14 protein-coding genes, 1 tRNA gene and 1 CRISPR repeat array are annotated in these 14,868 nt (G+C 51.4%); of the genes, 3 read left to right on the top strand and 12 right to left on the bottom strand.

Features of this window, described 5'->3' with window-relative positions; all coding sequences use genetic code 11:
• From V0288_RS23950 to hisS, 4 genes are all read right to left on the bottom strand, one after another.
• A partial coding sequence (locus V0288_RS23950; protein WP_422662065.1) for a calcium-binding protein occupies positions 1-515 on the bottom strand: 515 nt, incomplete at its 3' end.
• Between the two features lie 703 nt (positions 516-1,218).
• Positions 1,219-2,523 (bottom strand): calcium-binding protein, encoded by a 1,305-nt coding sequence (locus V0288_RS23945; RefSeq protein WP_332867710.1) that lies wholly within the window; start codon positions 2,521-2,523, stop codon positions 1,219-1,221.
• Positions 2,524-3,503: 980 nt separating this feature from the next.
• Entirely contained in the window at positions 3,504-4,148 is a 645-nt protein-coding gene (locus V0288_RS23940) for a hypothetical protein (RefSeq protein WP_332867709.1), read from the bottom strand.
• A 44-nt stretch (positions 4,149-4,192) separates the two neighbouring features.
• Positions 4,193-5,473, bottom strand: coding sequence for a histidine--tRNA ligase (gene hisS / locus V0288_RS23935; protein WP_332867708.1), 1,281 nt, complete (start codon positions 5,471-5,473; stop codon positions 4,193-4,195).
• Between the two features lie 104 nt (positions 5,474-5,577).
• Here hisS and V0288_RS23930 point away from each other — a divergent pair, with 104 nt between their 5' ends.
• Positions 5,578-5,736, top strand: a complete 159-nt coding sequence (locus V0288_RS23930) for a hypothetical protein (protein ID WP_332867707.1) — start codon at positions 5,578-5,580, stop codon at positions 5,734-5,736.
• Positions 5,737-6,067: 331 nt separating this feature from the next.
• Here the strand turns inward: V0288_RS23930 and trxB are convergent, their stop codons facing one another.
• From trxB to V0288_RS23910, 4 genes are all read right to left on the bottom strand, one after another.
• On the bottom strand, positions 6,068-7,444 hold the full coding sequence (gene trxB / locus V0288_RS23925) for a thioredoxin-disulfide reductase (protein ID WP_332867706.1): 1,377 nt from the start codon (positions 7,442-7,444) through the stop codon (positions 6,068-6,070).
• A 76-nt stretch (positions 7,445-7,520) separates the two neighbouring features.
• Positions 7,521-8,300, bottom strand: a complete 780-nt coding sequence (locus tag V0288_RS23920) for an HAD family hydrolase (protein WP_332867705.1) — start codon at positions 8,298-8,300, stop codon at positions 7,521-7,523.
• The gene (locus V0288_RS23915) at positions 8,287-8,595 is read right to left on the bottom strand and encodes a DUF6679 family protein (protein ID WP_332867704.1); all 309 of its coding nucleotides are present in this window, start codon (positions 8,593-8,595) and stop codon (positions 8,287-8,289) included. Before V0288_RS23915 ends, V0288_RS23920 begins: the two co-directional genes overlap by 14 nt.
• A gap of 271 nt (positions 8,596-8,866) precedes the next feature.
• Positions 8,867-9,715 (bottom strand): alpha/beta fold hydrolase, encoded by an 849-nt coding sequence (locus V0288_RS23910; protein WP_332867703.1) that lies wholly within the window; start codon positions 9,713-9,715, stop codon positions 8,867-8,869.
• Between the two features lie 234 nt (positions 9,716-9,949).
• Here V0288_RS23910 and infC point away from each other — a divergent pair, with 234 nt between their 5' ends.
• The gene (gene infC, locus V0288_RS23905) at positions 9,950-10,480 is read left to right on the top strand and encodes a translation initiation factor IF-3 (RefSeq protein ID WP_332867711.1); all 531 of its coding nucleotides are present in this window, start codon (positions 9,950-9,952) and stop codon (positions 10,478-10,480) included.
• Positions 10,481-10,503: 23 nt separating this feature from the next.
• Here the strand turns inward: infC and V0288_RS23900 are convergent, their stop codons facing one another.
• Together V0288_RS23900 and V0288_RS23895 are read right to left on the bottom strand one after the other, a co-directional pair.
• A complete protein-coding gene (locus V0288_RS23900) occupies positions 10,504-10,854 on the bottom strand; it encodes a 4a-hydroxytetrahydrobiopterin dehydratase (RefSeq protein ID WP_332867702.1) in 351 nt (116 codons plus the stop codon).
• Complete coding sequence (locus V0288_RS23895) at positions 10,851-11,210, bottom strand: hypothetical protein (protein WP_422662066.1); 360 nt, start codon at positions 11,208-11,210, stop codon at positions 10,851-10,853. The genes V0288_RS23900 and V0288_RS23895 overlap by 4 nt, the downstream gene beginning before the upstream one ends.
• Before the next feature lie 80 nt (positions 11,211-11,290).
• Between V0288_RS23895 and V0288_RS23890 the strand changes: the two genes are divergently transcribed.
• Positions 11,291-11,363: transfer RNA gene (locus tag V0288_RS23890), tRNA-Ala, on the top strand.
• Positions 11,364-11,550: 187 nt separating this feature from the next.
• On the opposite strand, the gene V0288_RS23885 is transcribed toward V0288_RS23890, so the two are convergent.
• Positions 11,551-12,618 carry an IS630 family transposase gene (locus V0288_RS23885; protein WP_332867700.1) on the bottom strand — a complete coding sequence of 356 codons (1,068 nt, stop codon included), beginning with the start codon at positions 12,616-12,618 and terminating at the stop codon, positions 11,551-11,553.
• Between the two features lie 65 nt (positions 12,619-12,683).
• Positions 12,684-13,083: a CRISPR direct-repeat array (repeat unit 37 nt; unit sequence CTTTCAACCCGACCCATGCCGGGAGGGTTGAAGAAAC).
• 613 nt (positions 13,084-13,696) lie between these two features.
• Positions 13,697-14,868 (bottom strand): type V CRISPR-associated protein Cas12k (cas12k, locus tag V0288_RS23880; protein ID WP_332867699.1); only part of this gene is annotated, 1,172 nt, incomplete at its 5' end.

The raw sequence follows: 14,868 nt of genomic DNA, 5'->3' as shown, positions 1-14,868 counted from the left end.
CCGCCATCGACGGTATCGTTTCCATTTCCCCCGTTGATGGTGTCGTTGCCCGCTCCCCCGTTGAGGATATTATTCTGAGAGTCCCCGATGATGCTATCGTTACCGCTCGTGCCGGTGACATCATCGAAGTTGAGAACGCTAAAACTTAAGCTTCCTAGTCCGGGAATGCCGTTAACGATCAGGCTAGAGGTATTTAAGTTCACGGTAATCGTCGCTCCCGCCCCGGCCGTTGAAGCGTCGATCGAGTTATTAGTAGCGCTGGCATTGGCGATGATACGCTCGATCGAGTTCAGTTGATCGGTTCCGAAAAGACCGGAAACTCCTTTGCTTACCACTCCGGTCGGTAGTAGGGTGATCCTTTGCGCGATCCCCGCGTTGGTCAGACTTGAATAATCGGCCGTGTCGATACCAGAACCAACCAGTCCATTGAGAGTGTCGTTTCCCCCGCTACCGATAAAGTTTCGATCGAATAGGGTCGCGAAAAGGTTATTATTTCCCGATGTTCCTATAGGCATATTTTTATCGTCTCCCAAAAAGTAATGTGCGCAAGAATTGAATACCTTGCTAGGTATTCCGAGAATCTTTTGCGCCGGATAGCGCAAGAGAAGGATGTTTGTCTAAGCCTCGATCGACTTAGATTGGAGAAAATAATCGATCGACATTCTGCATCAAAACCGATAGGTCTCAAGAGAAGCGATCCCTACATGATCGATCAACATTTTCCTCGAAACCTATCGGCTCGAAGAAAAGCGATCCCTATGGAATAAATTCAGGTCAGGGAAGTCTAAGCCGAGCGATCGGCTCAACATTACTACGCCAAGCGTTCTATTTAGACACGAGCCGAATCTCAAAACTTTTGTAAGTCTTATACGTTTCAGTAAGTCTCGAAAACGGACAGATAGTCGGTCGCGAGGGATTTACATCATTGTTTTGATAGCGGTAGATTCGTATTCTTACCAGAAGAATAGTTAAATTTTGTATACTTGTCAAGAGTTAATCTGCCCAAAATCATCGCGAACCTAGATAGTGAATATAGATATTAATAAATTTTCGGGTTCTCTCTCGACGCGTTTGACGAGCGAGAACGAGGGGTTGTTCAGGGATTGGGGGAGAGTTGACGACGACGGGGACGAACGGATCTGGCGATCGAAGCGTTAACCTTAAAAAGAAAAAAGCCGAACAGAGTTCGGCTTCTTCTATCGATAGCTCGCTTACGGATCACGCGACGATCGAGACATCGTTCAGGCCGATCTGGCCGAGATTCGTGCCGGTTAACGTCGCTAAACGGGTCAATCCCGCGAGAGCGGACGTGTTCGAGGTATACCAAATCTCCACGTTCGCGCCACTGTTAACCCCCAGTACGGCCGCGCTCGCGACTCCCGAGTTCGCGCTCAACGCCGCGGATGCCGCTAACGCTACCGAGCCACCTTCCCCGTAGTGATTGGCGGCAAGAGTACCGAGACTTAACCCCGCGAAACCGGAAGAACGGAGATAGATGCGATTTGTCGGGCTCCAGTCGGTAATCGTATCCCCCCCATCCGAGAGAGCGTTATAGAGGAAAGTATCGCTCCCGTTTCCCCCGGTCAGGGTATCGGCCCCCGCGCCACCCACGAGCGTATCGTCCCCCGCGCCGCCCGAGAGAACGTTATTGCCACTATTGCCCGTGATAATGTTGTTATTGTCGTTACCCGTCCCGTTCAGATTGGCGGTGCCGGTTAAGGTTAAGTTTTCGAGGGCGAATCCGAGCGTGTAATTGATGGAAGAGAATACCGAGTCCACCCCTCCCAGGGCATCATTGTAGAGTTCTATCACGCGATCGCCGGCGTTATCGACATAATAAAGGTCATTTCCGTCGCCACCGTCCATAAAGTCGGCTCCGGCCCCACCATTTAAGATGTCATTTCCGAAATCACCGCGAAGAATATCGTTGCCGTCGCCACCGCCGAGCGAGTCGTCACCACTATTCCCCCGTAAACTGTCGTCACCCGCTCCCCCCAGGACGGTATCGTTCCCCGTCCAACCGGAAATCGTGTCGTTACCCCCGCCACCGTTCAAGTTGTTATCTTGGAAGTCCCCGATAATGGTGTCGTTGCCATTCGTACCGATGACATTATCGAAGTTATATACCAAGAGACTCAGGTTTCCGATTCCCGGAATCGAGAGCACGTTCAAGGCCGACACGCCTAAACTGATATTGATCGATACTCCCGCCGCGGCTGATGAAGCATCGATCAGGTTATTCTTCGTCGCGGCATTGGCGGTGATCGACTCGATCGAGAACAGGGAATCGGTTCCGAGAGAGCCTTTTTGAACGGTTCCCACGAAAGATGATGAACTCGAAGCGGAGCCGACGGGTATGAAAGTGATGCTTTGAGGTTTCGATCCCGCGTCGGTCAGGTTTTCATAGCTCAGGGTGTCAAAACCATCTTGACCGTTGATAGTATCGTTTCCCCAGCTACCGATAAAATCATCGAAGTTCGAGGTTCCTTCAAGGTAATCAGAAAACGGAGTAGGAGTAGCCATTAATTTGCTCCAGAAACTCAAGTGTACGATCGCTCGATAGCTCTTTCGATATCGAGTTAAGTTTTTGACCGGCTCCCGTTGTCGGGAACCGCATCATCAGAACCTGTCCGCTTTACACCACTAAGAAGCTATCCAATTTAGAAACTTGTTATCTAAGTTGGATCGAACGTTAAAAGCCTAGAACGGTATGCCGTTCTTAGAAAAGCTTCCCAGTATATATAGGAAAAGATCGGGTAATCCGGCTTAGGAATCGGCATTAGGTCTCCCTATCTATACTTTTCGGATAATCTTGACGATGTTCCAGAAAATCTCGCGATCCAGCACGGATGGTTGTCGCGCTACTCGATAGGTTTCTCGCGATAAGAACATCGTTCGCTCACTCTTCAAACTAGGAATCGGTATAGCTTGCCAATAACAATTCCGTAAAATTGTATATAGTTATTGACAATTCTTTCACTATTCTAGACGAAAAATCTAAAGCTCAACAAGAGGGGAAACACGGATTGTTTTAATAATTTACTATTCATTTTTTTCAAACTTTTAATATTTTTAAAGGATCGAAAATTCGTCAACAGTAAAATTACGGAAAAATCTAATAATCGATCGGGCTTTCGATCGATTCTCGAACGTTCGGGAGCCGTTCCCGTCAACCACGGAAAGTGGAAAACCTTACACGGGGGGCGTTCGAGCGTCGCGTCCCCCGATCGATCGCCCTTCGCGCTCCCGTCCAATGCACGGAAGCGAAAACACGAGAAAAAAAAAAGCGCCGATTATCGCCTTACGATCTGTAAACAGACCGGTAAATCTCTATTACCCACCTATTTTTCACAAGAATCGCGGTTTTCGAGAGTTTGGGAACATCGATCGCCGGGCGATCGGGGAATCCGACACGAACGATCGCCGCAAAATTTCGCGTGCCGAAACCCGTCAAGGGTGAGATCACGTAAAAAAAATATGTTTGGATTCCTCTAGGTAAATAACTACGAATTCCTAGGGATTGCCGGAAGTTGGGGCGCTTTCTGACGCGAGGGAGTGGAGGAGAGTTTCGGGGGCAGGGAAGAACCGGCAACGGGGATCGATCGCTGTAAGATCTTGGTCATCGTCGCGGGATCGGGCAGATCGACCCCTTCGAGACGCTCGTTTTTCCCGGACGGTACGCGTAGATCGAAGACGAACGAAGAATTCTTTTCTAGATCGGCGAATCGCAGTTGAATCACCTCTCGATCGTCCCGCGCGCTCAGAAAAGGTTCGATCTCCTCGCCGATCAACGCTTCCAATCGCTCCAGGGGATCGACGAGGCGAGAGGAAACGATCAATTGTAAACTTTCCCGCCACCCCCGTCCGTGCAATTCGTCGAGGATGTCACCGTAACAGCGTATCCGCCAGTTACCCGGCGCGAGATCGGTATAGGGCAAGATCTCGATAAAACCCCCCGCGTCCGATCGATGGTAACTGGTTTTTCGCTCGATCGTTCCCCGACTCTCGAAATCGATCCGAACTTCCACGTCGCGCGCGGGAGAATCCAGACGACCGAGAAGACGGTACTTTCCCGATAGGATACCGAGAGTGGACGAGGAGAGCGATCGACCGAGATCTTCCCCTTCTTTCTGCAAGATAAATTCCATAGTTCCGTGTGCTGGGGGTGATTATTCGCCCCTGACGGAACCGCTCAGGATTTGTGCCGATCGATCTGATTTCTTAACATTTCTTGCCGATTTAGTAACTCCTCGCGCGACAGACTTACCTGTTCTTGGGTTTGCATCCATTTCAAGCGCACGGTTCCCCCCTCGGCCTCCTCGTCGCCGAGGATCAAACAGACGATCGCCCCGGATCGATCGGCCCGTTTAAACTGTTTCCCGAACGCGCTCCCGCTGAGATCCAGTTCCACCGAGAATCCCTGTTCCCGCAATTGTTTGGCGAGAACGACACCGATAGCCTCCGCTTTCTCTCCCTTGGAAACTAGATAAAAATCGGGAATTAGCACGGGATTCGCCCGCTTTTGTTGCAAGAGAAGGATCAAACGCTCCAACCCGATCGCCCATCCCACCGCGGGAGTCGGCGCGCCACCCAGTTGAGCGATCAGACCATCGTACCGACCGCCACCGCAGACGGTCGCCTGCGCGCCGAGATCGTCCGAGATAATCTCGAACGCGGTACGCGTGTAATAATCCAACCCCCGCACCAGACAGGGATTGACACGATAGACGATGCCCAGATCCGTTAAGAGAGATCGCACCCGATCGAAATGTTTCCGCGATTCTTCCCCCAGATGATCGAGAATACTCGGCGCGTTCCGGCAGATTTCCTTCGTTTTCTCGTCCTTACTATCGAGAATCCGGAGCGGGTTCTTACTCAATCTCTCCCGCGAATCCTCGTCCAGACTATCCCGGTAAGGCGTGAGATAATCGATTAACGCCTGACGATAGCTCTGCCGATCCTCGCCATTCCCGACGGAATTCAAATCTAATTTCAGATTTTCCAATCCCAACGCCTTTAATATCTCCGTGGCGAGGGCGATCGCTTCCACGTCCGCTCTCGGATCGTCACTCCCCAGCACTTCCACCCCGATCTGGTGAAACTGTCTCTGCCGGCCGGCCTGGGGTCTTTCGTAGCGGAACATCGGCCCCTTGTACCAGAGACGCTGGATTCCCCCGGCCGCTTGCAGTTTATGCTCGATATAGGCCCGCGCCACCCCCGCGGTTCCCTCCGGCCGGAGCGTTAGAGAGCGATCGCCCCGATCGAGGAAAGTATACATCTCCTTCCCCACCACGTCCGTCGCTTCCCCGATCCCCCGCTCGAACAGAGAGGTATTCTCGAACATCGGCGTTCGTATCTCCTGATACAGCGCGCGACCTAAAATCTGTCCCGCGGTACTTTCCACGAACTGCCAATAACCCACCTCCGCGGGTAAAATGTCTCTCGTGCCTCGGATCGCTTGCATTTCGCCCATAGATTTCTCGTGATCGATGTGTCCTCTCTCTTTACCCTATCGCGACCCGCGGCCGGCGGATAGCGGTTCGGGTCCGGACGGAAGGAAATAGACCTATCGCGGAATTGAAAAATTGTCCTGTGGTTAGGGAGTCAGGAGCCGGGAGTCAGGAGTCAGGAGCCGGGAGTCAGGAGTCAGGAATCAGAATCAAGAATATTCTACCTAAACGTGTCAGGAAACCCCCGATCGATGTTGTAAAATGCCATTTTTTGAGGTTTTTATAGCATAAACAACGAATTGCGCGAGAGGTATCCTGTTCGATCGGACAATTATCATCTCAAAAGCGCGGTAGATACGATCGATCTCCTCCCTCTACTCGCGCGGGACGGCTGGAAACCGGCTCGATCGGAAACCAACGGGTTACAAGCGGGACGATAGGGAGATGGGGAGATGGGGAGATGGGGAGATGGGGAGATGGGGAGATGGGGAGATGGGGAAATTTTTCGGGAAAAGGGAAAAGAGCTTTCTTAATCTTTTCACCTTTACCCTTTACCCTTTACCCTTTCACCTTTTCCCTCCCTCACCTCCTGCCTCCTGCCTCCTGCCTCCTTTTTCCTATCCCACGGTCGCGGGAAGATAGCTATCGATCACCTGACGGAACTCGCTTTTTTGCTTCACCCCGCGCATTTCCTTGACCAACTCCTTATCTTTAAAGAATTGTACCGTCGGGGTTCCCACTACCTGCCCCATCTTCGCGATGTCCGGGTCGGCCTCGATGTCGATCTCGATGAAATGAATCTTACCGTCATACTCATCGACCACTTTATCGAGGATCGGTTTCAGGGTTTTACAGGGGCCGCAGGTGGGGGAGACGTATTTAACCATTAACAGGCGATCGCTCTCGTGGAATAATTTCCGTAACGCGTATCCCCCGTAATGACGCGTTTTCGCGATATCGAACGTCGCTTCCGTATCGGCCACGGTCTCGCTTTCCGCTTTCGCCTCGTAATGTTCCGATTCCGCCGATTGTTTGTACTCGTGGATTAAATGATGTTCCGAGAGCCATCTTTCCGCGAGTAACGCCGCCATACACCCGGTTCCCGCCGCGGTAATCGCCTGACGGTACTCGTGATCCTGCACGTCCCCGGCCGCGAACACCCCCTCGACACTGGTAGCCACGGTTCCGGGTTTGACCTTGATATAACCGATCTCGTCTAGTTCCAACTGTCCGGTAAACAGGGAAGTATTCGGATTATGGCCGATCGCGTAGAATAATCCTTTCACCAGCAGATCGCTTTCCTCGCCCGTTTGATTATTTTTCACGCGAATTCCTTCCATTTTGCCCCCCGTACCGAACGCGTCGATGATCTCGGTGTTCCGATGTACGGTAATCTTGGGATTGTTCAGGACGCGATCCTGCATGGCTTTCGAGGCGCGCATCTCGTCGCGACGGATTAAAAGATGGACGTGGGAACCGTATTTGGTCAAATAAACCGCTTCTTCGGCCGCGGAGTCGCCCCCACCGATCACCGCGAGTTCTTCCTCTCTAAAAAGCGGGGTCGCGCCATCGCAGATCGCGCAAGCGGAGATCCCGTTACTCCAGAAATGTCCCTCGCTCGGCAATCCCAACCGTTTAGCCGTCGCTCCCGTGGCGATAATAATACTGTTCGCTCTAACCTCGCGCTCGCTCGATCGAACGGTGAAGGGACGCTGACTTAAATCCACATACGTCACGTCCTCGGTATAACATTCGGTTCCCCATCGCTCGGCCTGCGCTTTCATCCGTTCCATCAGTTGCGGCCCGGTGATGCCTTCCGGGAAACCGGGGAAATTCTCGACCTCGGTGGTGGTCATCAATTGACCGCCGGGGATGCCTCCCGCTTGAAAGCCCTCGAACATCACGGGTTTCAGGTTCGCGCGCGCGGCGTAAATCGCGGCGGTATATCCCGCGGGGCCGCTTCCGATAATTACCACGTTTTCCACGTTAGTCATGACTCTAAAGGCAACTCATAACGACTACGCTTTATAGTATAACAGAAAGCGCCCGATCGGGGAAAATCCGCCCGCGTCAGCCGGCCCGATCCGGGAAATCGCCCGTGAATCGTTCTAGGGTTAACAATCGAATTCGGGAATCGCCGCGAATAGAATCCCGCGTCCGCGCCGTGTTATAACCCCAATCGGCTAAAAACAGGCGAACATCGGCTAGATCCTCCTGTCCCCGCACCAGTTCTAAAGCTTCTAGCCGATCCTCCACGAACCAGAAATCGCAGGGTAACGCCCCGGTATTGGCTAAAATCCCGCGAATAGTAGCGTATTTCGGTCGGTTAACCTCTTTGCCGAACAGTCGATCGTCGGGAAAATAGATCCCTACTTTTTGTAACAATCGCTTGACAAAACGGGATTCTTTAGTGGTGATAATATAGATCGCCGTGTCCGAGTGTAAAAGTTCGGAGAGTCGATCGATCACCCCCGGATAGAATCGGTGTAAATCTAGCCATCCTTCCAGATCTTCCGCGATCCAACGGTCGCGAACACCGTCCAACTCCCGCGAGAGGCGTTTTTTATCGAGATTTTCCTTGATTAATAAATCCCGCGCGATCGCCGGCCAGCGATCGAGAATTTCTTCGTCGGTGAACCCGAGAGCGATCGCCCGCAGGAGTAAGGGCATCTCCCATCCCGTCTCGATCACCGGACGGAGTTGATAGAAACGCGGCGCGACCTCCGGGGGGATCGTCCCGTTCCAGATGGCTGTATAGGTGCGTTGGCTGGTTTGGAAATACTCGATCATCCCGTCACAGATCACGCCATCGAAATCGAGCGCCAGAACGCGGGGATCAGTCGGGTACATCCGGGGAACGGGGGTAGAGTTGTTCCGCTTCGGGACAGTCCTCGGAAATCAGGACATCGGGATTGATCCGGGAGACGGACGCGAGTTTCTGACTGATCGCCCCGATACTTTCCAAACGAACCATCTCTTCCCACGAACTGATCTCGTCATCTTCCTCCGTCTCGTACCGAATGGTCACGAGATCGCCTTCGAGATCGATAATTCGCGCGTTATCGATCCATCTCTGCTGATCCCGCAAGAAAATACAAACTTCCCGAGAATCCATGAGGAATTGATGAATCTTGCGGTGTAACATAAGTTGCTCCTAAACCGGTAACTCTCTCGAATCCAAAGCTATTCAAAAATCGCCGAACGCCAACGGGAAACGATTTCCTATTGGCGGGACAACAGGGATAGAAATGCCGGGATCGGTGGTGGGAAAGGCTGATAACCGAGGGGGGATCGGGTTCGCGACAGGTGGTTCCAGGACATTGATTAACTGAATTAAGCGTTCTCAGCGATCGATACAATCTCGCTGTTCTATCCATATTGTGACACAAATTTTCATCCCGCGACAGCCGATCGAGCTAGATTCCCCCGTGATCGGCGAGAATCGTGGCGATCGCTTCCGCGACAAGGGTGGTTTGTTCCAACATGGCGAAATGTCCGCAATCCGGGAGTTCGATGACGTTTTTCCCTCCCATCTCGAAAAGATAGTGAAAACTGGCCAGATGGGTCACGTACTTTAATTCCATGATCGGGTCGTCTTTTCCCGCGAGGAAATAGACCGGTTGCGATAGACGCGAGACGATCCGCGGCAGTAAATGCACCTCGTCTTTCGTGGTCGTTTCCAGTAGGGAACCCAGCGCCGCGTCGTGATCGGCCCGGACGAAATCGAGCGCGCGCAGTTTCCCCCAGCGCGGTTCGAGGGTTTGTTTGACCATCATGCGCGAGAAGAGCAGATCGATAAACGGAACCTTCGGCAACCATCCCGGCCGGCGTTGCAAGATCTGTCGGCCCGCCTCGCGAAAACGCTCGAATTCTTCCTTGAGATAGATGCCACCCCCGGAATTGAGACAGATCACCCCTTTAACCCGTTCCGGACAAGCCCGAGCGCCCCAGAGCGCGATACTCCCGCCGAGGGAGTGGCCGATCAACCAGGCGCTGTCCACGTTCAAGCGATCGAGGAGGATCTCTAGATCCGTCGCGTAGGATTCCAGGGTGTAGGCGGAACCGGGGACGGCGGCCCGCGATTCGCCGAAACCGCGTAGATCGTAAACGAGACAGGGATAGCGGGGGGAAAGGATATCGATCAGGGGTTGCCAGTACCGATGGCTGAGTAACCAACCGTGAATGAACACGAGCGCGCTCCGACGGGGATTCGGCGAGAAGAGTTCGTAACGGTGGGAGACTCCGGCTATCTCGATCGTCGGCATAGTGTCGCTCTAACCCCTCAATGGATCTTCCTCTCGATTCCCGTGGCCGCCGGGGCGATCGTCTCTCCCCTGTTTACCTCTATACGGATCGCGGTGTTTTCTTTCAGTATAGAGTAAAATGAAAAGGAAACTTAACAATTAAACAGGAAACTCGATCGAGTCGGTAAAATAACAGTAGTCCTTCTGTAAACTTGACCCATTCAAACCACCGATTAGAAGAACCCTAGAATGCCCGTGATAGATAAAAGACGCAATACTCGCGATCTCCCCCAAATCAACGAAAGAATCCGTTTCCCGGAAATCCGCGTCATCGATGCCGATGGCGCTCAGTTAGGCATTCTCACCCCCGCGGAAGCCCTGCGGATAGCCGAGGAGAAAGAACTCGATCTCGTCTTGGTCAGTGAAACCGCCACCCCCCCGGTCTGCCGGATCATGGACTACGGCAAGTACAAGTTCGAGCAGGAGAAAAGGGCGCGGGAGGCGAAAAAGAAACAGCACACGGTCGATATCAAAGAAGTGAAGATGCGCTACAAGATCGACGAACACGACTATAATGTTCGAGTCAATCAGGCGCAACGTTTTCTCAAAGCAGGGGATAAGGTGAAGGCGACGATCACCTTCCGCGGCCGCGAGATCCAGCACTCCAACCTGGCGGAAGAATTGCTGAACCGCATGGCGAACGATTTGCAGGATGTGGCCGAGATCCAGCAAGCCCCGAAAAAAGAAGGGCGTAACATGATGATGATGTTATCGCCGAAAAAATAACGAGAAATAGGGAAAATATTTCCCTATTTCTCGCTGTTTCGGTAGATCTCGTCGGTTCGGGCGGCCAGAATGAAGTCATTCTCGTGTAGGCCGCCGACATCGTGCGTCCACCAGGAAACGGTCACTTTTCCCCATTCGGTGAGAAGGGCGGGATGGTGTCCCTCTTTCTCGGCCTCCGCGCCGACCGCGTTCGTAAAAGCGAGCGCCGTTTGGAAATTCGGGAAGGGATAGACTTTTTGTAGGCGGGGAACTCCCTCGTATTCCAGGAGGCTCCAATCGGGAATTTCCGCTTTGAGGGTGGCGATTTCTTCGGGGGTGGCCGGGGAAGAACCCGGTTGATAGGTACTGCACTTCCGTCGGGACAGTTCGGTCATGGTAGCGATCGGGAAAAGAGAGCTTTTGCCTTGATTATAAACCGATCGTCCGCCCGTCCCCGTCGCGATTGTCGTTGCCAGTAGCGGATAACGAGGGATAACGTCCAGAAAATAGGGCTGATTCCCCGGATCTGTAGGTAAAGACGCTGGTAACTCTGGCGGAGACAGCGAGTTCCCGCCCGTCCGACGAGGAGAAATTCGGGAGCGGGGTAAAAAATTCGATGCAGACGACGTTCGACGCGGGTGAGGGTGTTCGTGACCCGGACGAGAACCCGGCGCAGTTGCCACAGTTTCCAGGCGAGAAAGCAGTTGAGGAGGGTCAAGCCTAGATTGAAACCGAGTACGAAAAAGAACATGGTCGTCAATACTGTCCCCTCGATCGAATTATTCCCATTTTGCCATCGCGCGCTAAAAAATGCTATGATAGGTGGGCTACGGGGAATTAGCTCAGTTGGTAGAGCGCTGCGATCGCACCGCAGAGGTCAGGGATTCGAGTTCCCTATTCTCCATCTCTCGAAACTCCGGTACATTCACAAATTAAATGTCGCTGTTCACACATTAGTGTCGTTGTTTAACGAATTAATGTCGTGAGGTGGTAGTGATAACTGTTCACGAATTAAGTGTCGTTAACTTGCCGCACGATGCGATCGCAGTGCTCCTTTCAATCCTTCTTTCCAATCATCTTATACCAATTTTCTAAAGTCCTGCCAGAGATAGGGCTTGTAAAATATAATCCCATCCCGTTAAGGAACGCACGATTTCTTTCGACATGGAATTCAGTACAACACCCACTCTCTCTTTGAGTTCTTGTAAGTTCTCAAAACCTTGTCCCCCGAGAGCGTCTTTTAAAAATTGCCAGAATCTTTCGATCGGATTGACCTCGGGAGAGTAACTCGGTTGAAAGAAAAATAGAATATTTTCCGGAATCTTTAACTTTCGAGTCGTGTGAAAAGGAGCGTTATCGAGTTGAAGGATATGTACCGCATCGCTGAATTGTCGAGAGAACTCTTCTAAAAAAGATTGGAAACAAGTCGAATTCAAATTCGAGAATTCGTAAAAAAAGGATTCACCACTCCGAGGTTCGATTAATCCATAAGTATAATAATAGTTGAATCGATTCTGACAAATTCCCTCGGGTTTAATGCCGAAGAGCGTTATTCTTCTTCTCTCTATTGTTTTCAATCCGAACCGGCTTTCATCCTGACACCAGTAGCGAATTTCTTTCTCGCCGTGAACTTGAAATATCAGTTCTTTCAGCATTTTCAGTCTTTCTGACAGCCGCTCTACCCACTCCCCTACCGCTCCAGATTTCTGTCGCTCGTGTTGTGGTCTAACCACTTTTAATTTAGCTTTCAGTTCGTATCTAACCACACGATAAATTGTCGCGTAACTCGCCCGAATGCCCTCCGTAGTTAAGCACCATAAGTGGATTTCTTTATAACTGGAGAAGCCTTCGGGATCTCTTAATTCTTGCTGGAGTTTAGCCACGGTTTCCACTCCGACTTTTTTCGGTCGTCCCGGCTGGCGATTTTCATCTAGTAACGCATCTATTCCCCCCGCTCTATAGAGTGCGAACCAACGGTGTACCGTACTTTCTTCTCGTCCGACAATTACCGCTATGTAGCGTACCGTGTCCGCCACTCCTGTTTTCCATAAATAGAGAGATTGAACTTTGGCGTATCCCAAGCCTGACTTTTGTTTTTTCATTAACTCTCGAAGAGCTTCTACCGATTCGGTTACTTCTATTTTCGGAACTCCCGACATAGGATTATAAGCGAAAGTTATATGAGCTATCCAAGTCTAGCATATTTTTAGAAAATTGGTATTACCTTTCAACCCGACCCATGCCGGGAGGGTTGAAGAAACTTTTCCCTTCCTCTAGGATTTCGAGTTTGACTTCGCTTTCAACCCGACCCATGCCGGGAGGGTTGAAGAAACGGGTCGGGGATGGGATTTTAACGGGGATGTAACCTCTTTCAACCCGACCCATGCCGGGAGGGTTGAAGAAACCCCGCGGGTTCGAGTTGGATCTTCCGGTATTTCTGCTTTCAACCCGACCCATGCCGGGAGGGTTGAAGAAACCCCTGCTCTCGCATTTATTCGAGGGACTGATCTCCCCTTTCAACCCGACCCATGCCGGGAGGGTTGAAGAAACTCTCGTGAGCCGAATCGACGAATTCGGTGAAGACCACCTTTCAACCCGACCCATGCCGGGAGGGTTGAAGAAACTCCTCCCGCCTCATCCCTTGTGAGTCGTGGAATCTACAGCCATTTTTCGGGAACCTATCCGACAAGCTTGATGCTTGAGGGCGTTCGGCTCTAACGAACGATCGAAAATATCGGGTAACGGCTTGCAGACCAAGGGTTTGAGGATTTTCGGGAAAGGCTAGGGAAAATGTCCCCGCTTCGTTTCACGAAAAGATGAGAAGGATTCCTCCGGTGAGGGAGGTGATTCGATAACCACCGCTTCGGTCAAGCGACCGAGCGAAAGAAGTAGCTTCTTCGACGATCTCCGTATCCTGAAAATCAGGATCGAGCCTTGAGTTATTTCTCGTCTCTCGGCTTACCCCTTATTGTTGGGCGCGTACCTAACCTATAATATAGATGTGAGCAACAGCTATATTGTAGGGATTTCCCATCCAAAGCGAGAACTTCAGACGGCAACATCAGGAGCGGGCAGTTATCAGGGCCAGAAAGAAAGATTATCTTCCGATAATCAAACTAACCCATTTTTTCCACGGTGCAGAGGCTCGAAGAGCATGAACCGCGACGCTGTTGTATTATTTTGGTACGTCAGTATTGAATTGTCAAGGTGCGAATCAGCCACAGAAAAGCCAGATAATTACCTCGCACTCTCAAAACGCTCGGTATAAGCGGCGAGCGCGTTCGTTCTGGCTTGCTCTTGAGGATTTCCTTGTAAAGATTGAGAGACTGTCTCGATAGCGATGCCGAACGGGGCTGAAGCTTGATGGATGGACTCGATTAAGCGATTGTAACTCCATTGATGGATACTCTCCCGGTATTGTCGGGCGTACTTTTTTTGCCCCTCCTTGTAGCCCGAAATTTTACGTTCGGCTCTCGCTTGGACTTCACTCTGGATAATTTCTCGGATCTGTCGGAGCTTGGGAACGGCGATGCTGTGAGCGCGGTATTCTCTGGCGAGTTTCACGATCGCTTTGGCGATGAGACGATCGAGATACTGCCCTAATTCCGACTCACCGTATCGGTTAGGGGCATCTTTTTTCTGGGCTTTGTGTCGCTGATGGGATAGTCGCTGTTTTTGTTGACGTTGACGGGCGAGTAAATTGTAGTTCTCTCCTAATAACTGTTTGATACTACGGTACGTTAAGACTTCACCCGTGACGACATTAACGACAGCGACCGTGGCGGGTCGGGCTAACCCCATCGAGACACCGACAATGATCTCGGGATTCGCCCGGCAAAGGGACTTTCGGGGACGGGGAGGGGACAGCGTTAGGTTATTTAAACAAGATTCGGTTCGTTGAATTGCATTCTGAAATTCTTTTTGAGCTTTGGCGAAATCTCCTTTTTCGGAAAATTTTAAAACCCGAAAAGCGATGATCGTTTTCCAGATAGTGAAATAAATGGGGAGCGATCGGGCGCGAAAAAAGAAAGGAAAGGTGAGTTCGGGCCTCATTCTGATTCGCTCGATCTCTAGTTCGGATATTTTCTGATGTTGAACTTGCCGTGTTCCTTCTTCCGTCCATAAACGGGTATCGATCGAGCATTGAAGATACAAGGGATTAACATCCCACGGATTCCCTTTTCCCTTGCCTTCTCGCCAGAGTAAACGGGCGGAGCGTAGGAGGAACAGCCCACTAGAATATCGTTCCTCATTATTCGCCCTAAATTCTTGATCTTCCCAAAATCGGTTAAACCAATCTAAATGGCGGAGATCGCATCGAACTTCAAAGTGAGGGTCGAGTTCCCGTTTTTCCCTGTAGGGGCGACAAGGCGGCTGAAAGCCTTGCCCAATAAGGAACACAAGGGTGT

Origin of the sequence: Pannus brasiliensis CCIBt3594, assembly GCF_036688125.1 — a bacterium.
In the GTDB taxonomy this organism is placed as follows: domain Bacteria; phylum Cyanobacteriota; class Cyanobacteriia; order Cyanobacteriales; family Microcystaceae; genus Pannus; species Pannus brasiliensis.
Note: the sequence above shows the minus strand (reverse complement) of the source record. Positions and strands in the feature narration are given on the sequence as shown.